This is a genomic window from Haloplanus vescus (assembly GCF_900107665.1).
In the GTDB taxonomy this organism is placed as follows: domain Archaea; phylum Halobacteriota; class Halobacteria; order Halobacteriales; family Haloferacaceae; genus Haloplanus; species Haloplanus vescus.
The window spans coordinates 856,159-880,081 of sequence record NZ_FNQT01000001.1 but is presented as its reverse complement, the minus strand read 5'-3'; the positions used below and the strand labels follow the sequence as shown (position 1 = coordinate 880,081).

Sequence of the window (23,923 nt, the reverse complement as noted above, 5' to 3'; positions counted from 1 at the left end):
GACGACACACCGGCACCCCCAATCACCGTCAGTCGACCGTCGCGGTCACGTTGTGCTCGCTGATGTGGAGATACGTGACGACCTTCCCACTCCCCTCGTAGTCGATGTAGCCCGCCGACCCGGACTCGCCGACGCCGGCGTTGTTACCGTCCGCGACGACGAGGTCGAAGCCGGGGCCCATCATCGCGAAGTAGTGTCGAGTGACGAGCGCCAGTTCCTCGGTCTCACCGTCGCTGTAGGCTTCGTCCGGGTCGTCCGCGTGGCCGGTCTCGTTGAACCGTGCGTCGGTGGCGAGCGACGTCGACCCAGATTTGAACTGCGTCATATCGTTTTTCACGTCCTGGTAGGTCAGGTCGGCCGATTCGTTGGTCAGGTCGACGTCGACCCAGATTTCGTCGCCGTCGGCCGGCTTGCCGTTCACCTCGCCACACTCGGTCTGGAGGTAGTCGTCGGAGTACCAGCCGTGGTGGGTCGCGCCCCCGTCGTCGCTGTAGTAGATGGCGAGTGCCACGTCCTCGCCACACGAGTTGACGCCGTTGCCGCCGATGTGAATCTCGAACTGTTGCTGCCCCTGTTCCGCGTACAGCGACCAATCGAGATTCGAGAACGAGGACGATTCGGTGTCCTGCGGGCGGATGGTGAAGGAGAAGTCGTTTAGCGAGTGACCGCTGTCCATCCCGCGGATGGTGAGTCCCTGCGTCTCCGGTGGCATCTGGAAGTTGCCGAGCGTCCCGATACTGACGAGTTCGACGGCCACCGTGTTCGGACCGGGGTACGAGACGTTGCCGTCGGTCCGCGTCTCGAAGTACGACCCCCACGCCGACGCGTACTCGCTCTGGATGATGACCTCGACCGTCCCGTTCTCGACGGGATTGCTGTTGGTGGCGTTGGGATATATCTGCGTGCCGTCGCCGGTCGAGCGCGCACTTATCGTCGCCTGACCGGTCGCGCTCCCGGAGCCCTGAATCCGGACCAGCGGGAACGTGAGCGTCCCCTGCCGGTAGTGGAACTCGGGCGGTGAGACCATCTGGCTCGAACCGCCTTCGTGTGCCCGCCAGACGCCACCGCCCTGATACGCGATGGACTGGCCGCCCTGTCGGTAGACGATGGCGCCGAGCGAGGTGTTCGAGACGATGTCCTTGTCGCTAGTACCCTCGCCGCTGGCGTTTCGGTGAACGATGCGGATGGTGCCCGCGTCCGGGTCGACGGTGTAGCCACCGCTCGTCGTCGGGAGGTCGACCTGCTGGCTCTCGGACTCACCGAGCGCCACCGTTGAGAGACGGGAGTCGAGGAGCGTCATCCCGTTTTCGGCACGGTCGAGTTCCGACTGCGACTGCACATCGCCGATGGCCGCCGACCCGAACGTGAGGACGGCCGTCGTCGAGACGATGACGAGACCGAGCACGAGAATCACGCCCACGGGGGCGGCCTGTGAGCGCCGGTCGCGCTCGAATCCGGGCCGCCAGGGGATACGTGACCGCGTCATTGCTCTACAGAGGGTTGCGAGACGTAAAAGACGACTGGCCGATTCTCGGGGCTGAGAGCCTCACGGCCAAGAGCGAGGCGTCTACGGCGGTTCAGCTCTCCGAATTCGTGAACAGGGCGAGCGAGCAGACGACCAGCAGCAGTTCCGCGGCTTTCGCGCCGACCGCGTTCCAGTTGAGGCTCCCCTGCATGTAGAACGCCGAGACGACGCCCTCGAACCCGCCGTACACGAAGAAGGCGACGAACGTCACGAGAGCGTAGCCGGCGGCGACGAGGTAGAGCTCTCGGCGCCAGTAACTGGTCATATAGACCGCGACGCCGCCGATGAAACCCAGTCCATTGAGGGCGAAGAGAATCCCGAGCGTCGAACTGAAGCCGATGACCTGCGGTGCCAGAAGCAGGTGTATCACGCCCGTGATTACCGCCAAGTCGTTCGCGATGATACCCAGCAGATTCGTGGGAAGACTCACAACTGAGTTCGCGCTACCCCCTGCCGTACCGCTGTCGGCGCGTGCCATACCCAAGTATGTCACCGCCGCGAAATAAATGTCGATTGGTACGATTCTCGAAACCCGACCCGGGCGCTGATTACAGGTCGATCTGGTCGAAGTCGTAAAACACCGCATCGAAGTCAGATTCGCTCATCTCCGCTTCGAGGGCTTTCACGCGGTCTTTCGCGCGTTCGAACGCCTCCCGGGCGTGCCGATACTCCTCGCTGTCTTCGAGTTCCTCGGGGCGTTTGTGCGCTTCGAGTGCGGCGAGTTTCGACGCGGAGGCGAAGAGTTCGGAGAGTCGCTTGTCGTACGCGTGTCGCTCAACGAGGCCGTCGACGAGGCGGCGGACGTCCTCGCGAAAGACCGGTTTGACGACGTAGTCGTCGAACCCCATCCCGAGCACGTCGAAGTCGGGTTCGACGGCCGTCACCATCGCGACCCGGCAGTCATACTCTTGGTCACGGATGGTTTCGAGGACTTCGTCGCCGGAGATACCGGGCATCAGGCGGTCGAGCAACACCACGTCGACGTCGGCGTCGATTTCGGCGAGCGCTTCCTCACCCGTCGTCGCAATCCGCACGTCGTACTCCGCGTTCAGCCACTCCGCGAACAGTTCGGCCAGTTCGGTCTCGTCCTCAACGACGAGGACACTGGGTGGAGACGAGGTCATAGCAACGCCGAGTCCAGCCGGCTACGTCCCCTTGTCACGGCAGGGTGATATAACTGTGTTCGCCTAATTGTTCAGGACTCTGCGGAAGGTGGCCGACGCTCGACGGTCAGCGTCCCACAGACTGGACAGAGATACTGGTCGTCGTCGAACGTCGAGTCACAGCGAGAACAGACGTACTCCGTTCCGTCTTCCGGTCCCAACATCCCATCGTAGCTATACGGTGCGGTCACCGTCGCCACACCTCGCCACCGTTTCGGCCGCTTACGCCACCGTACATAGTGATTGGTCTGTATCCCTCCATACTCCTCCATAGTACCAAAAGGTATCGGTCGGCGAACCCCGTCGCTCGCGGCGCGGTACACAGGGCTTACCTGCATGCGCAACTAGCGTCGGACCATGTCAAATCGCGTCGTTCAGGGGCGGATGGTGACCGCCGAGCGCTTGGCCGAACTGATAGAGGGCGAGTCGCCGATGGAAGCCGACGGCATCGAGGACGCCGACCGCGACTGTCCCGAGTGCGGTGGCGACGTCATCACCGTCGACTACATGCCGTCCGTGACGGAACTGGTGACGGGCTACAAGTGCCAAGACTGTGACTGGTCGACGACGGACCGATAGCCGAATCGAAATCCCTTTACCGTCCTTTGGATAACGGGCTATCGAGGGGTCGTGGCCAAGCCCGGCATGGCGACTGACTCCAGAGGCAACGCTCGGTGACGACACTCCAGACTGATATTCCGAGCGCGCGACTGATCATCGTCGCGCGATGACGACCCACTGGAGTACCGAGGCGGAACCGGAGATATCAGTCGATCGGGGGTTCAAATCCCTCCGACCCCATTCTTAATCTCCTCACTCACATCTTGGAGAGTCTCGTCTCTGTACGATGAATAGCCGTAGAGAAGCTCTCGTCAGCGGAGAGGGCTGGGAATTAGTAGCCTGCGAGAAAAGTAGTCTGTAATGACCGATACGGCGGTCCGCCGATCCATCACGTTGGACGCTACCGCTCTTCTTTCGATTCCCCTCCTCCTCATCGCAATCCACTTCCTCACTCCTACCACCCTCCAGAACCTACTAGTCTTCGACCACACCCGCTTCAATATCTACACCCTCCTCACCGCCGCTTACGTCCACGCCTCCAACCTCCACCTCTACAGCAATCTCCTCGGCTACGGCCTCACCGCCACCTACACCTACGCCCTCTGTCTCGACGTCGACGAACTCCCGTGGTTCCGTCGTACGCTCCCGCTTCACCTCATCGCCCTCCCAATCCTCGTCAACCTCACCAGTTACGCCATCTTCCAGTTCCAGTACCCCGAGGCGGACCCCGTCTCCCGCGGGTTCTCCGGCGTCGTCGGCGGCCTCGGTGGCTTCCTCCTCGTCGCTCTCTACGTGTTCGTGAAAGAGCGCCACGACGGCGAACTTGCCTACGCCATCGGATTGGTCGTCTTCCTCCTCCTGATGCAGTTGATCGACCTGCGCTACGCGGGCGGATTCCGGTCCTCCGTGACGGGCCTCGTCGTTCTCGGCGGACTACTGGTGTTCGTCCCGTACGTTCGGAACGGCGTCGAGATTCCCGACGGCGCGGCGCGACGCGAGGCCGTGATTACGGCGGGCGCGGTGGGGTTGGTGGGCGTCGTCCTCGGCGTGTTGATTCTGGGGCTGTTTCCCGACTCCGAGGCGCTTGTGGAGGGTGGGACGTTTACGAACGTCTTTGCTCACGCGGCGGGGTTTGTGTGGGGGATAATCATAGGACTACTCAGCAGAGTGGGCTTCTTCAAGAACAAGGAGATACTGCGGGATGTCAAATGATGTGATGATGGACCTTACTCAACTTGAGACTGGTAAATAACTCGTGTGGAGTAGCCGATCGTCCAATTTCGCATTTTGGGACCCATGTTCAAGTAAAGATTCAATACCTTCCGCAAGGTTCATCGGTCAAATAATTTCTAATTACGAACCCCGATTGGGGGGCCAGTCCGTTTCAACTCGATCTGGCTGAATAGAATCATACTCCTGATTCCGGAGGTTTCGAATCTTTTCAGATAGCTTGGGTGGTATTTGAGTGGCCTTTTCATGCGCTTTATAAAGAAATGCTAGCATAATTATGAGGATCAATGCTAGGATTTGAACGGCTAATTCTGGGATTCCCTGTAAAACTAGCGCCGTGACAAATCCAGCAAATGCGCCGCCAATAACATCGCTACTTGCTTTGAACAAGGCGCTCTCGGATTCAGTCAACCTGTATATTAATATACATTCGGGTGACAAAAATCAATCGGCATTATTGACTGGGTAAATCTCTCGCCCTCCTGGAGTTGTCCACCAGTGCTGCCATTTCCTTCTTTCTCCGATAGGATATGACAATTATATAATCAAATTTACTAATTATTCACGCAGATCTCTGTGGATATAATTCGCCTGAGCCGAACACCGGAGCCGTTTTATACCACCGACGATACCTATAGAATAGGCGGCACGGTCAGCAGTCACCTTTCGCTCACGTGTATTCCACGTGTAGTTTCGCACTGACTGACCTACACCGTCTCTCTAACATTCCTGAGCGACGGCTATCGTCTCGCTGATTCCACCCCAAGAAGAGCGACGGCGCCGACGCGCCATCCGAACGGTCGACGATACAACTCTCTTGGTCGATTCGGATGGGCAGAAAAATGACCTGACGCGGCGATGCCGCGAGAAGAATTTCAGCTGTGGAGGGATAGTCGTCAGGGCGTCCCGACGAACTCTACCTGTATCAGTCTCGGCGGAGCAGGAGCGTCACTGCGACGACGGCGAGTAGCGCCGTGACGGTTCCGAAGCCGGGACCGCTCCCGCTGGTTTCGGTAGGCGTCGCGGTGTCTTCACCCATCGAGCTCTCGGTGGGGGTCGCCGTGCCTTCGTCCATGGAACTCTCGGTCGGCGTTGCCGTCGATTCGCTCGTGGCGGTGGTCGTCGCGGTAGCCGTCGACGTACTGGTACTCGTCGCAGTCGCCGTGGACGTACTCGTCGCGGTGGCCGTGCTCGACGTACTGCCGGCGACGACGGTGATGGCGTCCGTGGCCGTGGTTCGGGCTTCACTCGTCGACGAGTCCTGCGCGATGACCGTCACGTCGTAGGAGGTGTCCTCCTCGACCGTGGGATGGGTCAGGCTGAACTCGTAGGTCGCTCGAATGTCGTCGGTGTCGTAGTCGGCGTCGTTGCTGATGCCGGTACGGAGCGTCTCCTGCACGCCGTCACCGTCGGGACCGTCGACGATGCTCGTACTGGAACTGACCGAGACGGTCGCCCCGCTCGTCCGGTTGACGAACTCGGCGCCCGAGACGGAGATGTTCCCGGCGTACGTGTCGGGGAAGCGGACGAACAGCACGTCGGTCGTGCCGTCGGCGCTGATGCCGTCCGCCTGATATTCGAGCGTGTGCGTCGTCGTCTGTCCGCTCTCGACCTCTGCGTTCGTGAGCGAGGTGACCGACAGACCGCTCACGGCGAGTGTCGACCCGCTCAGGACTGCGAGCGCGAGGAAGACGACCCCGACGACCGTTCCGATCTTCCGCAAACTCCGCTGATTTCGCTGCATGTTGTGAACGTCTGATAGCCGGGTGGCTCGGGGATAAACCCTCTCAATACTGGGTGTCACTGCCACGCAGCGGCAGTATCGGCGATACTCCGATAGCGGAGGGGGTGCCTCGAGGGGGGACGCTATCGGAGTCCGGGCCACGCTGGCCCGTCTCGCATCCAGAACTGTCGATAGATAATGGTGTCGGCCGTCTCTGTGGTCAAAAAGGGCTGAGAATCGCGCGCTCGCTCGCGGCGCCCACCGCGAGCCTAAGTAATTACCCCCCGGGCTTACCCCGCGGAATCGGTGACGACCCGACAATGACTGAGTTTCCAGTCCGATATTTTATCGGCGGGGGCTGTGGCGTCGTCGCGTTCGCCGTGATGACTCCGATTCTCGGGATTCCTGCTTCCTTCGCCGCGTTCGTGGCGCAGGCGCTTGCTATTCTGCTCGGGTCAACTGCCCTCGGAATCTGGCTGTTCGACCGCTACGTCGCGGACGGAGACAGGCCCCAGTCGTGATGGCGACATTTCGGGCGGTCGTCCCCGCCCTTTTGGGACCGGCGACCCCACGCGACGTATGACGACTGACACGCCGATCTCCACCGCCGACGACTCGTCTCTACTCGGACTGACTTGGTATCACCACGCCGTCGCGTTCGCCTACAGCGTCAGCGCGGCCGTCTCGGCTTCCCCGGCGCCACTTGACCGCCTCGCGGTCGAATTCGTTGGCTCGCTGCTGGGCGCGTACATCGTCGTCGTCCTCTTGACGTTCGTTTGGCGCCGCGTCGTCCCGCGATTCCTCTGACGAGGCGTGTTACTCGGTCACGCATTACGCGGTAACACACGACGCTCGTCGAACCACCTCTTCGACAATATATTGCCACCAACACGCAGGTTTTTATTCCGTTCGGCCGTCATCCGAGATATGAGGAGCCCACCCGAGACGAGCGAGCTCGACACACCGTCACGAATTCTGATGGGTCCCGGCCCGAGCATGATCGACCCGCGCGTGCTCCGCGCGATGTCGACGCAGGCGCTCGGGTACATGGACCCGTCCTTCCTGGAGATCATGGACGACATCCAGGAACTGCTTCGCTACACGTTCCAGACCGACAACGAGTGGACACTCGCGACGAGTGGCACGGGGACGGCAGCGATGGAGACGGCCATCGGCAACATCGTCGAACCCGGCGACACGATGCTGGTGCCCACCAACGGCTACTTCGGCAACCGGATGGGGAAACTCGCCAAGCGCGCCGGCGGCGACGTGGTGACCGTCGACGCGCCGTGGGGCGAACCCCTCGACCCGGCGGACGTGGCCGACGCCTTCGACGAGCACCAACCCGACGTGTTCGGCTTCATCCACGCCGAGACAAGCACGGGCGTCTGCCAGCCCGACGTGCCGGAGCTCACCGACATCGCCCACGAACACGACGCTATCACCATCGCGGACTGTGTCACGTCGCTCTCCGGTGTCGAACTCCGTATCGACGACTGGGGCATCGACGCCGCCTACGGGAGCCCGCAGAAGTGTCTCTCCTGTACGCCGGGAGCGACGCCCCTGACCATCGGCGAGCGCGCCCGTCAGAAAATCGAGAACCGCGACACCGACACCGGGTCGTGGTATCTCGACCTCGACCTCGTCATGGAGTACTGGGGCGACGAGCGCAACTACCACCACACTGCGCCGACGACGAACTTCTACGGCCTCCGCGAGGCGCTCCGCCTCGTCGCCGAGGAAGGCCTCGAAAACCGTTGGGAGCGCCACCTCGAAGTTGCTGGCGAACTCCGTTCGGGCCTGCAGGAACTCGGCCTTGAACCCGCCGCCGAGAAGGAGTACTGGCTCCCCAGCCTCAACTCCATCGAGGTGCCCGACGGCGTCGACGACACCGCCGTCATCGACTACCTGATGGACGAGTACGACATCGAAATCGCCAGCGGCCTCGGTGCGCTCGAAGGCGACATCTGGCGCATCGGCTGCATGGGGTACTCCGCTCGTCGACAGAACGTCGCGTGCCTCCTGACGGCGATGGAGGACGCGCTCGAAGCGCAGGACTTCGACGTGGAAGAGGCGGCTATCGAAGCCTAAGACTCCGACTCGTTCATTTCGACGACCGTCCCGCGGTGCCGGCACTCTTCGAGTGCGTGTTTCGCCGCCATGCCGGCGTCGTGTGCCGTCTCACCCTGCCCGACACCGACCTTCAGGTCCACGCCGACCGTCTCCTCGACGTGGTCGATGGCGGAGCGGTAGGCGTCGGCGTCTAGGTCGGGCGTGACGGCGATGATGTTGTCGCCGCCGACGAAAAACGAGAGGCCGCCGTGTTCTTCGCGCAGGTGTCGCATCAGCGTCGCGTACCCCTGTTCAATCTGGATGAACGAATCGAACTCATTGAGTCGGTCCGTGTACTTCTCCGTCGCGTCGTTGACGTCGAAGTGAGCGATGGCCACGTCGTCGTCCGCCGACGCCTCGACGGGCGTTCCGGCCAGCACCTCGCGTCGCTCGCGGTCTTGCGCGCTGCCGGCGTGTTGGAGGTGTTCGGTCGCTTGCTCCAGCGCCACGACCGGGTTGGCGTCGACGGCGATGCCGAGGCTGACGGTGACGGGGTAGCGGTTCCCCGTCGACTCTTGGAGCAGTCGGTGGTCGTCCGCGTCGAGGCCGTTGGTCACGGCGACCATGTTGTCGAAGCGGGTGAAGAAGGCGTAGCCGCCGCGGTGGCCGACGAACTGCGCGATGTCGGCGAAGAGTCGCGACTGGAGCGTCTGGAGGTCCATCTCGCGGCGCGGCTCCGGCGTCACCGTCCACGGCCCGTAGTTGTCTATCTGAACGAGCGTCAGCTGCGTGTTCGTCACGGTATCGGAGTCAGGGTCGGCCCACCCATTTCTCTTTGGTTCTGTGCCGGCGGAGCGCGGGATTCATGCGGGTCGCCCCCCTATCGCCGCCAATGCCTTACCGAGGCGTCGTCCTCGACGTGGACGGAACCGTCGTCCGGGGCGACGAGCCGATACCCGGCGCCGCCGAGGGACTCGACCGACTGGCGGACGCGGGTCTCGACCGACTCTTCGTCTCGAACAATCCGACCAAGCGCCCGCCCGCCTACGCCGAGCGACTCCGCCGCGCCGGTTTCGACGCCCACCCCTCCGAAATCGTCACCGCGGGGACCATCACGGCGTCGTATCTCGCCGAACGACACGCCGACGACACGCTCTTCGTCGTCGGCGAACCGTCGCTCGTCGAGCAACTCACCGACGTTGGGCTGACGGTCGCCACCGAGGGGACAGACGCCGACACCGTCGTCGTCTCCATCGACCGTTCGTTCGACTACGACCGCCTCTGTGCCGCGCTCCGGGCTTGTGCCGACGACGACGTCACCATCGTCGGCACCGACCCCGACATGGTGATTCCGGCCGCCGAGGGCAACGTCCCCGGGTCCGGCGCCATCATCAACGCCGTCTCGGGCGTCGTCGGGCGCGACCCCGATGTCGTCCTCGGGAAACCCTCGAAACCGGCGCGGCGAGTCGTCGACGAGCGACTCGGTCTCCCGGCGAGTGACTGTCTGGTCGTCGGCGACCGCCTCGACACCGACATCGCACTCGGCGAGCGAGCGGGGATGACCACGGTACTCGTCAAGACCGGCGTCACGGACGACCGCGATTTGGCGCGGAGCGAGGTGACGCCCGACCACGTCGTCGACTCGTTGGCCGACATCGGGGCGGTCCTCTAACCGCGCAACAGGTTCAGCACCTCGTCGACCACGTCGGGTTCGACGGCGATGACGTAGCGTTTCCCCGGCGTGAGCGTCGTCTCCGGGCGCGCGACTCGCTCGCCGTCGTCGTCCGAGATGACGAGCGTCCCCGCCGGGAACCGCACCGATTCGAGTTTCTTGCCCGCGGCGGAGGCGCCTTCCTGCACTTCCACCTCCATGATGTCGAGCGTCCCCGTCACGTCCGAGAGCGTCCGCACCGCCAGTCCCTCGATTTCGTTGACGGCGATTCGGGCGCCGGCTCCCTCCGGAAACACTGTCTCGTCGACGAACTGCGCGTACTCTTCTTGGTCGCGTTCGGCAATGCGCGCGACGGTCCGTATCTCTGGATTCATCTCGGCGGCCGCCATACAGATCGCGAGGTTCAGTCCCGGTTCGCCGGTCAGGCCGGCGATTACGTCGCTCCCCGTCACGTCCGCCTGCCGGAGGATGTCCGGGTTGGCGGCGTCGCCGCGGATGACCGTCGCGACGTATTCGTCGGCTATCTCGTCGCATCGCTCGGCGTCGGATTCGACGACGGTGATGTCGTGCCCGCGGTCACCGAGGAGGGTCGCTGCTTCGAAGCCGACGCGCCCGCCGCCCGCGATGATGATGTCGAGTGTCATGGTCGTGAGTTAGTCGTCCGCGACCGTGGTCGTTTCCCCGCCCGTCTCGTCGCCGTCCGAGAAGACGGTGTAGACGCCGTAGGCGGCCACGCCGAGCAGAATCCACCCGCCGCTCAACACGAGCGCCAGCACGTCCGTCCGGAGCAGGTACCGAACCAACACGCCGGTCAGTACGAGGTTGAGCAGGATACCGAGAATCGGCGGAATCGGGTAGTAGGGGATTTCGTACGGTCGGTTCATGTCCGGGCGCTCGCGCCGGAGTTTGATGACCGAGCCGTTGACGACGATGAAAGAGAGCAGGAAGAAGAGACTGGACATGTTGCCCGCGCTCTGGGTTGGGAGGACGACGGAGCCGAGCATCACCACACCGCTGGCGAGGATGGCGACGAAGGGCGTCCCGTAGCGGTGATGCAGCTGGCCGAACGAGGGGAGAAGTTGGTCTTCTCGCCCCATCGAGAACGCGACGCGCGAGGAGGCGATGACCACCGCGTTCAGCGCCGTCAGCGTCGAGAAGACGGCGCCGAAGACGATTATCGCGCCGCCGTTCTGAATCACCGGCAGCCCCGTGGGCATGAATTCCGTCGCCGCCTGCGCGATGCCCGCCTCGCCCGCCTCGGCCAGTCCCTCTGCGCCGAGCGTTCCCACCGCGACGCTCACCACGGCGAGGTAGACGACGACGGTCACGGCCAGACTCAGGAAGATGGCTTTGGGGATGTTCTCCCGCGGGTTCTTCACCTCCTCCGTCACCGTCGTGATGAGGTCGTACCCCTCGAACGCGATGAACGTCAACCCCATCGCGGGGAGGATGCTGAACGCGCCGCCGTCTCCCGGGAACAGGGGTTGGAACTCCGCCGTCGAGAACATGGGCGCCGTCGCGCCGAAGGCGACGAAGACGACCAGGATGCCCACTTTGACGAGCGTGAATATCGTCTCGACGCTCCCGCTCGCGGCCGTCGAGACGGCGTTCAGCGCCACCAGTCCGAGGACGGCGACGAACGCGAGGCCGACGGCCACCGGCACGTCGATGCCGACGAGGGGGAGGGAAACGGCGCCCACCTGCCCCGGCGCCGGCGTCACGTCGTAGACGTGCAGGAGTTCGAGGAAGTTGGGCGCGAACCCGAGGGCGTACAGCCCCCCGGCGATCATGTACGCGAACCAGAGCATCCACCCCATGACGAACGAGGGGAGGTCCGCGAACACCTCGCGAACGAACGCGTACCCGCCGCCACTCTTGGGAATCGACGCCGCGAGTTCCGCGTAGGACAGCCCAGTAAACGCCGTGACGACGCCGTTGAGCGCGAACACGAGGATGGCCGCCGGCCCCGCGAGCTCGGCGGCTAACCCCGTCAGGACGAAGATGCCCGCCCCGATCATCGCTCCCATGCCGATCATGGTCGCGTCGAGGAGGCCGAGGTTGGCCTCCGGGGCGCGCTCACCGTGACTGCTCACGGGTTCCCCCGTCCTGTCCCGTCGAGACTGTCGACGCAGTCGCCCGATTTACTGCGATCCATCAGGGTATCCCACACGAGAGCGACACCGCACAAGAAAGTACGGCCTGACTATCAGCGGTCGGTAACTCGCAGATTCACGGCCGCGTGCCCCAGTCAGAACGCGTCGGGGTAGACGTCGACCGCCGCGTGCAGGCCCTCGCGGAGCGCCGCGTGCACGTGACAGATATCCTCGGCACGTTCGACGATGTCGTCGACGGCCTCGTCGTCGAGGTCGGCGGCGACGTGGACGGCGAAGTGGATGGATTCGAGGTCGTCGTCCTCGTCCACCTCGGCGCTCGCGTCGATCTGAATCTTGCCGAGGTCGTCGTGGCCGCGCTGTTGCCCGCCGACGCGGAACGCCGGCAGGAAACAGGAGGCGTACGTCGCGACGAGCGTCGCGTTCGGGTTCGGCCCCGTCTCGTCGGTGGCGTCGACGGTGAACTCGAAGTCGCCGACCTGGTTGACGGAGGCGAATCCCTCCTCGCTGACGGTGCTGGTCTCGATGTCGCTCATCTATTCGCCCCCGTACGGGCGCTCGAAGGTGAAACTCTCGTCGCCGTCGAGGACGTGGACGTCAGCGGTCGACCCCGTCGCCGCCACCTCTCGTTCGAGGTCCTCCACCTCGATTTCGATTGGCGGGAAGGTGTCGTAATGCATCGGGAAGACGTGGTCGACGTCCAGCCAGTCGGCGGCGATGGCGCCCTGCGCCGGGCCCATGGTGTAGTGGTCGCCGACCGGGAGCGCCGCGGCGTCGGGTTCGAGGAACGGGCCGATCACGTCCCGCATCTCGCTCATCAGCGCCGTGTCGCCGGCGTGGTAGAACGCGAAGGAGTCCTCGTCGGTCTCTTGGGTCGGCACCGTGTCGCCGATGACGTAGCCCGCCGGCGGCCCGGCGCTGTACTCGTAGTCGGTGCCGATGCCGTTCGTGTGGTCCGCGCGGTGCATCGTCACGTACGCGTCGCCACACTCGACGGTGCCGCCGAGGTTCATCCCGAGGGTGTCCTCGGCGCCGTGTTCGTCCGCTACCCACGCCGTCAGCTCCGGCGTGCCGACGATTGTCGCGTCGGTGAACTCACCCACGTCGCCGACGTGGTCGGCGTGGGCGTGGGTCAGGAGGACGTAGTCCGGGTCGAGCTCCGCGGGGTCGACTGACGTGAACGGGTTGTCGAAGAAGGGGTCGATGAGCAGCGACGTGTCGTCCACGGTGACGTACCAAGTCGAGTGGCCGTGCCAAGTGAGCTCCATGTGCGAACCTTCGCCCGAGACGAACGTGAATCTTACCCCGTGCCGAACGAGGAAGGCTTATCTCGTCCGCGATTGACGCCCCGTGCATGCGACGCGTCCGATTCCGCGACCCTGCTGGCATGGTCCGCACGGGCGAATGGCACGGCGACAGCGTCAGTTTCGCCGACTCGACCTACGAGCTCAGCGAGGTCGACGTACTCGCTCCCACGGACCCCTCGAAGATAATCTGTATCGGCATCAACTACGCCGACCACGCCGAGGAGACGGGCATCCCCGTCCCCGACCGGCCGATGCTCTTCCTCAAGACGCCGAACACCGTCGCCGCCCACGGCGACACCGTCACACTCCCCGAGGGCAAAGAGCAGGTCGACTGGGAGGCCGAACTCGGCGTTGTCATCGGCGAGCAGTGCCGCAACGTCGACGCTGCGGACGCCGAATCGGTCATCGACGGCTACACCGTCGTCTGTGACCTCTCGAACCGCGATGACCAGCGAGAGGAACAGAACTGGGTGCGCGGCAAGGCCTTCGATGGCGCCGCACCCATGGGCCCCGTCGTCGCCGACCCCGACCACCTGCCCGACGACGCCGAGGTCTCCCTCCGCGTCAACGGCGAGACCAAACAGTCCTCCGACATCTCACAGCTCATCTTCGGCGTCCCCGAACTCGTCGAGGAAATCTCCTCGTACATGACGCTGGAACCGGGCGATATCATCTCGACGGGCACGCCCTCGGGCGTCGGCGGCCTCGAAGACGGGGACGAGGTGGCCGTCGAAATCGAGGGCGTCGAAACCCTCGAGTTCACGGCGCGACGCGACTGACTGCCCGAGCCGCAAAGACAAGCCCTAAATTTAGGCTACCCTAATCCGGGCGCAATGGAACTGAGCCGACGGGACGCACTCGTCGCCCTCGCGGCCGCTGGCGTCGCCGGCGCCGCGGGCGCGACGCTCCTCGACGACGACTCCTCTGACTTCCTCTCCGACGACGCCCGCGCCGTCCTCGTCGCCGTCGCCGAGACGGTCTACCCGACCGAGGCCGAGGGCGTCGCCTCGTTCGTCGAGACGTACGCCGAGGGCCGCCTCGACGACGCCGACCGCCGCGAGGGCGTCGTCGAGGCCGCGGCCGACCTCGACGCCACCGCGCGCGACTGGCGCGACGCCCCCTTCGCCGACCTCGACAGACAGGCCCGCGACCAGTTGCTCCGTGACCTCGGCGTCGACACCGCCGACCCGTCGCCCGACGGCACCGTCCCCAACCGGATTCGCTTCTATCTGGTGAACGAACTGCTCTACGCCTTCTACGCGTCGCCGACCGGCGGGCGACTGGTCGGCATCGAGAACCCCGTCGGCTACCCCGGCGGCACCGAAAGTTACCAGCGCGCCCAGATGGAGGACTCGGATGGCTAGGGAGCCAGTCCCCGACGCCGACGTCTGCATCGTCGGCGCCGGGCCCGCGGGCGCCATCGTCGCCGCCCGCCTCGCTGAAGCGGGCCACGAGGTGGTCGTCCTCGACGCCGGGCCGCGCTTCGACCTCGACGACCGCACCGAGCAACTCGACGCCCACCTCCGACCGGGAATCGAGGGGCTCTGGGGGATGGGCGGCCCGCGCGACGCCTACACCTCCAGCGGTCCGAAGGGCTACCCCCTGAACGCCGCCCGCGTGAAGGGCGTCGGCGGGTCGACGCTCCACTGGCAGGGGATGGTGATGCGCCTCCACGAACGTGACTTCGAGATGGAGTCCCGGCACGGCGTCGGCGCGGACTGGCCCATCGACTACGCCGACCTGCGCCCCCACTACGCCGCGGCCGAACGCGAACTCGGCGTCGCCGGCGCCGACGACAACCCATTCGCCCCACCCCGCGAGGAACCCCATCCCCTCCCCGCCTTCCCGCCCTCGCACAGCGACGCCATCTTCGCCGAGGCCTGCGAATCGCTCGGCCTCCCAACCCACTCCGTGCCGAACGCGCGCAACTCCGAACCCTACGACGACGCCTCCGCGTGTGTCGGCTACGGCACCTGCAAGCCAGTCTGCCCCTCGGGCGCGAAGTACACCGCCGAGCGCCACGTCGCCCGCGCGGAAGCGGCAGGGGCCCGCGTCATCGACCGCGCGCCCGTCCAGCGTCTCGACCACTCCGGAGAGCGCGTCGACGCCGCCGTCTACGCCACCCCCGACGGCACCGAACACCGACAGGAGGCCCGCGCCGTCGTCCTCGCCTGCGGCGGCGTCGAGAACGTCCGCCTCCTCCTCCTCTCCGCCTCGGACGACCATCCCGACGGCCTCGCCAACTCTTCCGGCGCCGTCGGCCGCTACTTCATGGACCACTGCTTCGCGGGCGCGGGCGGCCGCATCGACCGCGAGACGCGACAGAACCACGTCGGCTTCAACACCACCGAATCCCACGCCCTCTACGACGGCGAGGATCCGCTTCCCGGCGTCAAACTCGAATTCCTCAACTACGCCGGCCCCTCGCCGGTCATCGAAGCGCTCAACGGCGACGACTGGGGCGACTCACTCCTCGCCGACCTGCGAGAGTCCTACGGCACCCACCTCGCCGTCGGCGCCCTCGTCGAGCAGTTCCCGCGGGCGGAGAACCGCATCACCCTCGACCACTCCACCACCGACGACCACGGCAACCCCGTCCCGGACGTTCGGTGGTCGGTCGGCCCCGAGACCCACGAGGCCATCAAACGCGTCAACGAGGTCCAACGCGCCATCCTGACCGAACTCGGCGCGGACATCGACTGGGTGGTCGGCCCCGACGCGACGGGGCCCGCTTTCCACCACATGGGGACGACGCGCATGGGAACCGACCCGACCGAGAGCGTCGTCGCCCCGGACTGTCGCGCCCACGACTGCGACAACCTCTGGATAGCCGGCAGTAGCGTCTTCCCCACCGGCGGCGCGATGAACCCGACGCTCACCATCGCGGCGCTCTCCTGTCGGCTGGCCGACCGCCTCGACAGTTGGCTGTGACCGGCGACGAGTGACCGAGTAATCACGCTTAAGCGTCGGCGTCCGCATGCTCTCACCATGCAACCACGGGATCTCTCCGACCTTTCGCCGTACGTTCCCGGCCGCGGGGCCGAGGAGGTGGCCCGCGACTTGGGGATGGACCCCGACGACCTCACCAAACTCTCGTCGAACGAGAACCCGCACGGCCCGAGTCCGGCGGCCGTCGACGCGATTCGCGAGACGGCGCCCCGCGTCGGCGTCTACCCCAAGGCCTCTCACACCGACCTCGGCGAGAAACTCGCCGCCCACTGGGACTGTGCGCCCGAACAGGTGTGGGTGACCCCCGGCGCCGACGGCGCTATCGACTACCTCTCGCGGGCCTTCCTCGAACCGGGCGATCGGATTCTCGCGCCCGACCCCGGCTTCTCCTACTACCAGATGAGCGCCCGCTATCACCACGGCACGGTGACGACCTACCCGCTCTCGAAGGCCGACGACTTCGCCCAGACGCCCGACACCGTCCTCGACGCCTACGACGGCGAGCGGATGGTGTACGTCACCACGCCACACAACCCCACGGGAGCGGAGTTCTCCCGCGACGCCATCCGGACCCTCGCGGAGTCCGTCGACGACCACACCCTCCTCGTCGTCGACGAGGCGTACGCCGAGTACACGGACACGCCCTCGACCATCGACTTGCTCGACACCTACGACAACGTCGCCGTCCTGCGGACCTTCTCGAAGGCGTACGGACTGGCGGGCCTCCGTGTCGGCTACGGCGTCGTGCCCGAGGCGTGGGCGGACGCCTACGCCCGCGTCAACACGCCCTTCGCCGCCAGTGAAGTCGGGTGTCGGGCCGCCATCGCCGCCCTCGACGACGACGACCACCTCGAAAAGACAGTCGAGACGGCCCGCTGGGCGCGGTCGTATCTCCGCGAGAACCTCGACGCGCCGACGTGGGAGAGCGGCGGCAACTTCGTCCTCGCGGAGGTTGGCGGCGCGTCGGCCGTCGCCGAGGCGACCCAACGGCAGGGCGTCATCGTCCGCGACTGCTCCAGTTTCGGCCTGCCCGAGTGCATCCGCGTCTCCTGTGGCACGCGCGAGACGACGCCCGCGGCCGTCGACACTATCAACGACGTACTCGCGGAGGTGGTCGCATGAGCGACGACGCCGACTACCGCGTCGCCGTCACCGGCACGCCCGGAACCGGCAAGACCACCGCGACGACGCTCCTCGACGCGCCGGTCATCCACGTCAACGAACTGATTCGGGAGGCCGGCCTGTGGTCGGAGCGCGACGCCGACCGCGACTCGCTTGTCGCGGACCTCGACGCCGTTCGGGAGGCACTCGGCGACTGGTCGGGCGTCGCGGAGTCGCACTTGGCCCACCACCTCGACGCCGACCGAGTGGTCGTCCTCCGCTGTCGGCCCGACGTGCTCGAAGAGCGCCTGCGTGACCGCGGCGCGGACGAGTCGAAGGCGGCCGAAAACGCCGAGAGCGAGGCGCTCGACGTCATCCTCTCGGAAGCGGTCGACCGCCACGGCGTCGAGAACGTCTACGAAATCGACACGACCGAGCGCACGCCCGCCGACGTGGCCGCCGACATCCAAGCGGTCGTCGACGGGGACCGCGAACCGAGCGCCGGCACCGTCGACTTCACGGACTACCTGTGACGCTTGACCGCCTGCGCCACGTCGCCGAAATCGCCCTCGACCCGATGGTCGCCGCCGCCGACCGGGTTGGCCTCACCCCCGACGGCGTCAGCGTCATCGCCTTCGGCTTCGCCGTCGCCGCCGCGGGCGGGTTCTACCTCGCCACACCCGTCAGCTACGTCCTCGGTGCGTTCTGCGTGCTCGCAAACGGGTGGCTTGACCTGCTTGACGGCGCCCTCGCCCGCACGCAGAACGCCGAATCGCGGGGCGGTGACCTCCTCGACCACGTCCTCGACCGCTACGCCGACATCGTCCTCGTAGTGGGACTGGCCGCCGGCATCGGCCGCTACGACCTCGGTCTCCTCGCCGTCACCGGCGTCCTCATGACCTCCTACCTCGGGACGCAGATTCAGGCGGTCGGCCTCGGCCGGGAGTACGGCGGCCTCGTGGGGCGGGCGGACCGCCTCGCGCTCATCGGGGTCGTCGCCGTCGTCGCCGCCGTCGTTCCCGAACCGGTTGGCCCGCTCTCGGCCGTCGGGTGGCTCCTCGTGTTCTTCACAGTCATCGGCCACCTCACCGCATTCCAGCGGTTCTGGGGCGCGTGGCACGACCTCTCCTGACCGGCCGGGCGTACCTTTTATCCCCGGCGACCCGCTACGACTGGGTATGCCCCAGTGTGAAATGTGTGGCGCCGAGAGTTCGTCGCTCACCACGACGAAAGTCGAGGGGGCCGAACTGGAACTCTGCGACGAGTGTTCCGACTTCGGCACCGAGGTTCGGACCCAATCGAGTGGGTCGTCCTCGACGAAGTACTCTACGTCGTCGTCCTCGGACTCTTCCTCCTCGTCTTCGTCCTCGACGTCGGGCGGGTCGGGGTCGTCCGGTAGCACGCGACGCCGGCAGGACATGTTCGACGACATGGACGAGGTGGCCACCGACTACGACGAACGCATCCGCACGGCCCGCGAGGACCGCGGCTGGACCCAAGAGGACCTCGCCAACGAACTCAACGAGAAGGCGAGCCTCATCCGCAAACTCGAACGCGGTGACGTCCTCCCCAGCGACGAGGTGCAGACGAAACTCGAGAGCGAACTCGACATCTCGCTCTCGGAGGGCGGCGGCGGCGACGACTCCGACTGGTCCGGCGGTTCCTCCACGACGACGACGCTCGGCGACGTGGTCAAGCGCAAGGACTAGCAGATAACCACGTTTTTTCCCCTGCCCGTTGCTTCCCCCGGTATGTTCGTTCTCGTCAACCTGAAGGCGTATCCCTGTGACCCGGCCGCCGTCGCCGCCGCGGCCCGCGACGTGGCCGAGGCAAGCGGTGTCCGCATCGCCGTCGCCCCGCAGGCCGCACACCTCGACCGCGTCGCCGCCACCGGCGTCGAGACGTGGGCCCAGCACGTCGCCCCCGTCGAGCACGGCAGTCATACCGGCCACACGCTCGCCGAGGCCGTCGCCGACGCGGGCGCCGAGGGAACGCTTCTCAACCACTCCGAGCACCGCCTGACGCTCGCGGACATCGACGGCGCCCTCGACGCCGCCGACCGCGCCGACTTGGAGACGGTCGTCTGCGCCAACAACCCTCAGCAGGTGGGCGCAGTGGCCGCACTCGCCCCCGACGCCGTCGCCGTCGAACCCCCCGAACTCATCGGCGGCGACGTGTCGGTCAGCACCGCCGACCCCGGCATCGTCGAAGGGGCCGTCGCTGCCGCCGAGGCGGTCGACCCCGCGGTCGACGTCTACTGCGGCGCCGGCGTCTCGACGGGCGAGGACCTCGCCGCCGCCGGATCGCTCGGCGCCGAGGGTGTCCTCCTCGCCAGCGGCGTCGCGAAGGCCGACGACCCGCGGGCGGCGCTCGAAGACCTGGTTTCCGGCGTCTGAAAGGATAGCAAGGCCGTCTAGAGAATCTCCGCGTCGGTCCGCGCTTCGTCCTCTGACTCCGAGGACATCTGCTGGCGCGTCGCGTCGTCCGCCGACGCTGGCGCCCCGTCGCTCTCGTCGACGAACTCCGCGTCTTCCGCCACGAAGCCGTCGTCACCAGCCACGTCCTCGTCGACGAACTCCGCGTCTTCGTCCACGAACCCGTCGTCGCCGGGTACGTCCTCGTCGACGAGTGCCACCTCGTCGCGTTCGTCGGGCGCCCGCGGGTCCGTCGCCTCGGCATCGAGCGTCGCTTCGTCGACGAACGACCGTTCCACCTCGCGCACGGCGTCCTCGAGAGCGTCCGCGTCGAGGTGGTCCTCGAAGGCGCGGGCGACTCGGTCGGGGAGCGCGTACCGATACTCGTCGCCGTCGACGCGTTCGACGAAGCCGGCCGTCCGGAGCGGTCGGTTCCGACCGTACGCCATCGGCTGGTCGGGGGTCCCGCCCGCGGCGACATGGGCGTCCACCGGGGTCGACGTGCGCTCGCGTCGGTAGTGGGCCAGCATCTCCCGGGAGAGTCGCGGCAACTCCTCGATTTCGGTGCGGAGTTGGGTGACGACTGCCCCACGCGTGGCGGGCGTGGCGTCGGCCGTCGGTCTGTCGCCATCCGCGTCGGCCGCCGGTCCGTCGTCATCCTCGTCGGCCGTCGCCGTGTCGCCGAAGGTCACGTCGGCCTGTTCGTCGGCCGCGTTCGACTCCGTCTCGTCGGCTCTCTCCTCCGCGGCCTCTGCCATCACGTCGGGCGTCGGCCACTCGTTTGGCTCGATTTCCGGCCGGTCGTCCTCCGTCGCCGCTTTCTCTTCAGTCTCGTTGGCCTCCGTCTCGTTCGATTCTTCGTAGTCGTGGAGTTCGGCTTGGTCGTCCGCGGGCGCCGCCGCAGTCGGCCGCCCCTCGCCGCCGCGGTACGGCGCCTCCGCCTTCTGGAGCATCGCCTGCGCGAAGCGGTCGGCCATCCGCGACAGGTCGCGGGCGTCCTCTAACTCCGCTTCGAGTTCGCGGATGCGCTGTTCCTTCTTCTCCACCTCTTGGCGCAGGTCCGCGAGTTCGCTCTCGCGGCGCTCTTGTTCGTCGCTGATTTCGCGGAGGTCGGAGACCAAATCGTCGCTGATGGACTTGAGTTCGGGGCGCTCGAAGTCGTCGAGTCCGGGCGTCGCGCCCGCGTCGAAGGTACGCTTGCGGTGGAACTGCACCCGCCGCACCGATTCGCTCCAGTCGGTCATCAGGAACGCCTCGCCGTCGCCCAAGTCTTCCACTGCGTTCGCGTGTTCGGCGTCGATGATGCGGCTCACCACGTTGGTGTCGTTGTTCCACGTGAGCCGGTGCCACACCAGCCAGTCACACTGCGTGATGAAGTCTTTCTTCACGTCCGCCGGGCGCTGACTGATGCCGACGATGCCGAGGCCGTGTTTCCGGCCTCGCTTCCCGATTTTGATGAGCATCTTCCCCGTCTCGTCGAGGCCGCCGCCCTCGGGGATGTACTCGTGGACCTCCTCGATGAGCATCAGGAAGGGCTTCTTCAGCTTCTTCTCCTTGGCGAACAGGTGGCGCGCGACAGAGAGGAGGAGCTCTTTCGCCTCGTCTTCGTCGAGATAGCCGGACACGTCGAGGATGATGGGGACGTTCCCCTCGAGCGCGAGACTCGCGATTTTCTCGGCGTGCTCCGGGCTGACCTGGATGTCGCACTCGTCGTCGGCGCCGGCGTGGAGGAGTTCGAACTCCTCTTTCAGGCCGTAGTACTCGCCGTCCGTGTCGACCACGAGGACGGGAAAGTTGTTCGCGAGTAGATTCTCCACCAGTACCGACGCGGTGTTCGACTTGCCCGAACCGGATTTCCCCGTGACGAACCCGCGGCCAGTGAGTAGTTCCACGACCGGGAGCGAGACGGACGTTCCCGGGTCGGCGTCGGCGTCGCCACCGGGTCCGTCGCTCACGTCCGCGACCGTGATGGTTTCCGTGTCCGTCTCCGTCATCGCTCCGAGAGTTGGTCCCGGCCCCCATAGTACCGCGTCAGACGGGCGTCCGATGCTACCCCTCGAAATCCGTCAGCGACGACTGCCCGTCACGCTCCCGTGACTCGGTGGCCGACTCCTCGCCCTCCGTCTCCCACCCGTCGAGCCGTGCCTGCGACGCCGCGTCGAACTGGAGGTTCGAGACGCGCACGCCGAGTTTGCGAACCGCCGTCCCCGCGAACTCTTGGAGGAGGTCGAGCGCCACCTCGCGGACGAGGTCCGGGTCGGCGACGGGACCCGGCAGCGACCGCTCGCGCGTGTTCACGTCGTACGGCGGCGTCACGGCCTTGATGCCGATGGTCCGGTAGAGCGCGTCCTCGCCCTCGGCTCGCTCGGCCACGTCCGCCGCTAGCCCCGCGACCGTCTCGCGCTGTCGGTCAGCGTCGTCCGTCGCCTCCGTGAACGCCGACTCTCGCGAGAGGCTCTTGGGCCGGCCCGTCGGCGTCACCTCCCGGTCGTCGTCGCCCCGCGCCCGGTCGTAGAGGGTCTGACCGCGCTCGCCGAACCGCTCCCGGAGCACGCCGGGGTCGGCAGCAGCGAGGTCACCCGCCGTCTCGACGCCCAGCTCGCCCAGTTCGCGCGCCGTCACCGGGCCGACGCCGTGGACCGCCTCGACCGGCAGCGGCGCGAAGAACTCGCGGACTGCGCCCGGTTCGACCACCACCAGTCCGTCGGGCTTGTCGTGGTCGCTCGCCACCTTCGCGGCGCTCATCGTCGGCGCGACGCCGACGCTCGCGGGCACGCCCACCTCGCGGGCGATGCGCTCCTTGACGTGGCGGGCGTACCCCGCCGCCAGCGGGCGGCCGTCGACGACGGTCCACGCCGTCCGCTCGGTCACGTCCAGATACGCCTCGTCGATGCTCACCTCGCGCACCCGGTCCGCGCAGTCGTGGAGAATCTCCTTGATTTGCCCCGCCACCTCGCGGTAGTAGTCGAGGTCGACCGGGCGGTAGTGGCCGGCGTCGGCGCGGTCGAGGTCCGGGTCGTCTTCGGCCGTCGTCACTCGCGGCAGGCGGTCGAGCGCCGTCGAAATCGGCTGGGCGCTCTCGACGCCGTACGCTCGCGCCTCGTAACTCGCGGTGGCGACGGCGCCGTGTGGCTCCCCGCTCTCGTAGCCCATGCCGACGACGACCGGCTCACCCCGTAGCGACGGCTCTCGCAGGCGCTCACAGGAGGCGTAGAAGCAGTCCATATCGACGTGACAGACGATGCGGTCTTCGGCGTTTGGACTCACTCCGGGCGTATTCTCGTCAGACCAATCTTCGAGATTCCGCTCTGATTCGGGGGGATTCATAAGGCAACTATGACCGAATTTGAGCCGATTACTCCTCGTGACGCTTTGGAGATGTACCTCCAAGACGTTGACGGGGATCTAAGTCTCAACTCAGTCCAGGCGAAGGAATACTAACTCGGATTCTTTGTCCGATAGTGTGAAGGCAAGGATGTTGATAAGACATAAGTTGAGAATCTCGACGTAGTAAGTGACGGCCGCCACACGTGGCTGCGGTAATTGTATCTTCTTGGCTGATCTCTGAGTGTACTAAGCAGAGGGAGTGAGTGCGGCTTGGAATAAATCACCATACAAATATCATCACTGGCTATACTGTCGCCACTATTTTTGTCAACAAGACATATATTTCACGTATGGATGTGCAAAGTTACGTTCGGGAGCAGGAAGATCCCGAACTTCCATCACAGGCGATAAAGGAACAGTTTGAGCTGTGGCATGAAGAATACACAGTGGACTCACTCTCCGATTTGACCCCTTCAAAGTTGGATCTACAGAGAGCGGATTTTGAAGGTGAAGTAGGTACTTTGCTGGCGAAACATAACCCAGGTAAGCAGATAGCGAACAGGCCCGCCTTAGCATACGTAGTGGATAAACCACCGTATACTGCTGAAGAGTGGGAGCGTGCTAGAGAGATGATTAGGAATGAAGCAAAGAAAGTACGACTCCGATTTGATCGAGCCGAGAGCATTGTCGGACGAGATCAAACTGAGCGAAAACGAGAGTGGATTATTCGACTGGTTGATTCCCTCCCAAGTCCTAATTTCAACCTTAATCTACGATAGTTCGTAGAT

General features: G+C 65.5%; 27 protein-coding genes and 1 tRNA gene. 16 read left to right on the top strand and 12 right to left on the bottom strand.

The features are described from left to right. Positions 1–28 precede the first annotated feature (28 nt). The 4 genes from BLU18_RS04670 to BLU18_RS14750 all read right to left on the bottom strand — a co-directional run bounded on the left by BLU18_RS04670 (position 29) and on the right by BLU18_RS14750 (position 2,879). Positions 29–1,486, bottom strand: coding sequence for a DUF7289 family protein (locus BLU18_RS04670; RefSeq protein WP_092632216.1), 1,458 nt, complete (start codon positions 1,484–1,486; stop codon positions 29–31). A gap of 91 nt (positions 1,487–1,577) precedes the next feature. After that, complete coding sequence (locus tag BLU18_RS04665) at positions 1,578–2,003, bottom strand: DUF7475 family protein (RefSeq protein WP_092632213.1); 426 nt, start codon at positions 2,001–2,003, stop codon at positions 1,578–1,580. A gap of 70 nt (positions 2,004–2,073) precedes the next feature. Further along, positions 2,074–2,649 (bottom strand): response regulator, encoded by a 576-nt coding sequence (locus BLU18_RS04660; RefSeq protein ID WP_092632210.1) that lies wholly within the window; start codon positions 2,647–2,649, stop codon positions 2,074–2,076. 71 nt (positions 2,650–2,720) lie between these two features. Beyond that, positions 2,721–2,879, bottom strand: a complete 159-nt coding sequence (locus tag BLU18_RS14750; RefSeq protein ID WP_176791143.1) for a hypothetical protein — start codon at positions 2,877–2,879, stop codon at positions 2,721–2,723. A 166-nt stretch (positions 2,880–3,045) separates the two neighbouring features. Between BLU18_RS14750 and BLU18_RS04655 the strand changes: the two genes are divergently transcribed. The 3 genes from BLU18_RS04655 to BLU18_RS04650 all read left to right on the top strand — a co-directional run bounded on the left by BLU18_RS04655 (position 3,046) and on the right by BLU18_RS04650 (position 4,461). After that, positions 3,046–3,267: a DUF5795 family protein gene (locus tag BLU18_RS04655; protein ID WP_092632207.1), complete on the top strand. Its 222-nt coding sequence runs from the start codon at positions 3,046–3,048 to the stop codon at positions 3,265–3,267. 45 nt (positions 3,268–3,312) lie between these two features. Continuing rightward, a tRNA-Trp gene (locus BLU18_RS14745) sits at positions 3,313–3,489 on the top strand. A 120-nt stretch (positions 3,490–3,609) separates the two neighbouring features. Beyond that, on the top strand, positions 3,610–4,461 hold the full coding sequence (locus tag BLU18_RS04650; protein ID WP_092632204.1) for a hypothetical protein: 852 nt from the start codon (positions 3,610–3,612) through the stop codon (positions 4,459–4,461). A gap of 943 nt (positions 4,462–5,404) precedes the next feature. Here the strand turns inward: BLU18_RS04650 and BLU18_RS04645 are convergent. Continuing rightward, positions 5,405–6,223: a PGF-CTERM sorting domain-containing protein gene (locus BLU18_RS04645; RefSeq protein ID WP_092632201.1), complete on the bottom strand. Its 819-nt coding sequence runs from the start codon at positions 6,221–6,223 to the stop codon at positions 5,405–5,407. A gap of 299 nt (positions 6,224–6,522) precedes the next feature. On the opposite strand from BLU18_RS04645, the gene BLU18_RS04640 reads away from it, so the two are divergent. The 3 genes from BLU18_RS04640 to BLU18_RS04630 all read left to right on the top strand — a co-directional run bounded on the left by BLU18_RS04640 (position 6,523) and on the right by BLU18_RS04630 (position 8,293). Beyond that, a complete protein-coding gene (locus tag BLU18_RS04640) occupies positions 6,523–6,723 on the top strand; it encodes a hypothetical protein (protein WP_092632198.1) in 201 nt (66 codons plus the stop codon). Positions 6,724–6,781: 58 nt separating this feature from the next. After that, a complete protein-coding gene (locus BLU18_RS04635) occupies positions 6,782–7,009 on the top strand; it encodes a hypothetical protein (protein ID WP_092632195.1) in 228 nt (75 codons plus the stop codon). 120 nt (positions 7,010–7,129) lie between these two features. After that, the gene (locus BLU18_RS04630) at positions 7,130–8,293 is read left to right on the top strand and encodes a pyridoxal-phosphate-dependent aminotransferase family protein (RefSeq protein ID WP_092632192.1); all 1,164 of its coding nucleotides are present in this window, start codon (positions 7,130–7,132) and stop codon (positions 8,291–8,293) included. Here BLU18_RS04630 and BLU18_RS04625 read toward each other — a convergent pair. Continuing rightward, positions 8,290–9,054 (bottom strand): GTP cyclohydrolase IIa, encoded by a 765-nt coding sequence (locus tag BLU18_RS04625; protein ID WP_092632189.1) that lies wholly within the window; start codon positions 9,052–9,054, stop codon positions 8,290–8,292. The genes BLU18_RS04630 and BLU18_RS04625 overlap by 4 nt on opposite strands. 92 nt (positions 9,055–9,146) lie before the next feature. Here BLU18_RS04625 and BLU18_RS04620 point away from each other — a divergent pair, with 92 nt between their 5' ends. Next, positions 9,147–9,926: an HAD-IIA family hydrolase gene (locus BLU18_RS04620; protein ID WP_092632186.1), complete on the top strand. Its 780-nt coding sequence runs from the start codon at positions 9,147–9,149 to the stop codon at positions 9,924–9,926. Here the strand turns inward: BLU18_RS04620 and BLU18_RS04615 are convergent. From BLU18_RS04615 to BLU18_RS04600, 4 genes are all read right to left on the bottom strand, one after another. Beyond that, positions 9,923–10,570, bottom strand: coding sequence for a potassium channel family protein (locus BLU18_RS04615; RefSeq protein WP_092632183.1), 648 nt, complete (start codon positions 10,568–10,570; stop codon positions 9,923–9,925). The genes BLU18_RS04620 and BLU18_RS04615 overlap by 4 nt on opposite strands. 9 nt (positions 10,571–10,579) lie before the next feature. Next, complete coding sequence (locus tag BLU18_RS04610) at positions 10,580–12,019, bottom strand: APC family permease (protein ID WP_092632180.1); 1,440 nt, start codon at positions 12,017–12,019, stop codon at positions 10,580–10,582. A gap of 155 nt (positions 12,020–12,174) precedes the next feature. Next, on the bottom strand, positions 12,175–12,573 hold the full coding sequence (locus BLU18_RS04605) for an OsmC family protein (protein WP_092632177.1): 399 nt from the start codon (positions 12,571–12,573) through the stop codon (positions 12,175–12,177). Then, the gene (locus tag BLU18_RS04600; protein WP_092632173.1) at positions 12,574–13,305 is read right to left on the bottom strand and encodes a metal-dependent hydrolase; all 732 of its coding nucleotides are present in this window, start codon (positions 13,303–13,305) and stop codon (positions 12,574–12,576) included. Between the two features lie 86 nt (positions 13,306–13,391). Here BLU18_RS04600 and BLU18_RS04595 point away from each other — a divergent pair, with 86 nt between their 5' ends. Genes BLU18_RS04595 through tpiA form a run of 8 tightly spaced genes read left to right on the top strand, consistent with a single transcriptional unit; the run spans position 13,392 to position 19,790 of the window. After that, positions 13,392–14,123, top strand: coding sequence for a fumarylacetoacetate hydrolase family protein (locus tag BLU18_RS04595; RefSeq protein ID WP_092632170.1), 732 nt, complete (start codon positions 13,392–13,394; stop codon positions 14,121–14,123). Positions 14,124–14,177: 54 nt separating this feature from the next. Continuing rightward, positions 14,178–14,708: a gluconate 2-dehydrogenase subunit 3 family protein gene (locus BLU18_RS04590; RefSeq protein ID WP_092632167.1), complete on the top strand. Its 531-nt coding sequence runs from the start codon at positions 14,178–14,180 to the stop codon at positions 14,706–14,708. After that, positions 14,701–16,275 carry a GMC family oxidoreductase gene (locus BLU18_RS04585; protein WP_092632164.1) on the top strand — a complete coding sequence of 525 codons (1,575 nt, stop codon included), beginning with the start codon at positions 14,701–14,703 and terminating at the stop codon, positions 16,273–16,275. The genes BLU18_RS04590 and BLU18_RS04585 overlap by 8 nt, the downstream gene beginning before the upstream one ends. 57 nt (positions 16,276–16,332) lie before the next feature. After that, entirely contained in the window at positions 16,333–17,415 is a 1,083-nt protein-coding gene (gene hisC / locus BLU18_RS04580; protein WP_092632160.1) for a histidinol-phosphate transaminase, read from the top strand. Further along, the gene (locus BLU18_RS04575; protein WP_092632155.1) at positions 17,412–17,927 is read left to right on the top strand and encodes an adenylate kinase family protein; all 516 of its coding nucleotides are present in this window, start codon (positions 17,412–17,414) and stop codon (positions 17,925–17,927) included. Before hisC ends, BLU18_RS04575 begins: the two co-directional genes overlap by 4 nt. Beyond that, entirely contained in the window at positions 17,924–18,526 is a 603-nt protein-coding gene (locus tag BLU18_RS04570) for a CDP-alcohol phosphatidyltransferase family protein (RefSeq protein WP_092632152.1), read from the top strand. Before BLU18_RS04575 ends, BLU18_RS04570 begins: the two co-directional genes overlap by 4 nt. A 46-nt stretch (positions 18,527–18,572) precedes the next feature. After that, positions 18,573–19,103 (top strand): multiprotein bridging factor aMBF1, encoded by a 531-nt coding sequence (locus BLU18_RS04565; protein WP_092632149.1) that lies wholly within the window; start codon positions 18,573–18,575, stop codon positions 19,101–19,103. A 42-nt stretch (positions 19,104–19,145) separates the two neighbouring features. Further along, positions 19,146–19,790: a triose-phosphate isomerase gene (tpiA, locus tag BLU18_RS04560; protein ID WP_092632146.1), complete on the top strand. Its 645-nt coding sequence runs from the start codon at positions 19,146–19,148 to the stop codon at positions 19,788–19,790. 17 nt (positions 19,791–19,807) lie between these two features. Here tpiA and BLU18_RS04555 read toward each other — a convergent pair whose 3' ends face one another. Both BLU18_RS04555 and dinB read right to left on the bottom strand, forming a co-directional pair. Continuing rightward, positions 19,808–21,802, bottom strand: coding sequence for a helicase HerA domain-containing protein (locus tag BLU18_RS04555; protein ID WP_092632143.1), 1,995 nt, complete (start codon positions 21,800–21,802; stop codon positions 19,808–19,810). A 55-nt stretch (positions 21,803–21,857) separates the two neighbouring features. After that, positions 21,858–23,135 carry a DNA polymerase IV gene (gene dinB / locus BLU18_RS04550; RefSeq protein ID WP_092632140.1) on the bottom strand — a complete coding sequence of 426 codons (1,278 nt, stop codon included), beginning with the start codon at positions 23,133–23,135 and terminating at the stop codon, positions 21,858–21,860. Positions 23,136–23,485: 350 nt separating this feature from the next. On the opposite strand from dinB, the gene BLU18_RS14500 reads away from it, so the two are divergent. Then, the gene (locus BLU18_RS14500; RefSeq protein ID WP_143025225.1) at positions 23,486–23,914 is read left to right on the top strand and encodes a hypothetical protein; all 429 of its coding nucleotides are present in this window, start codon (positions 23,486–23,488) and stop codon (positions 23,912–23,914) included. The last annotated feature ends 9 nt before the right edge of the window (positions 23,915–23,923 follow it).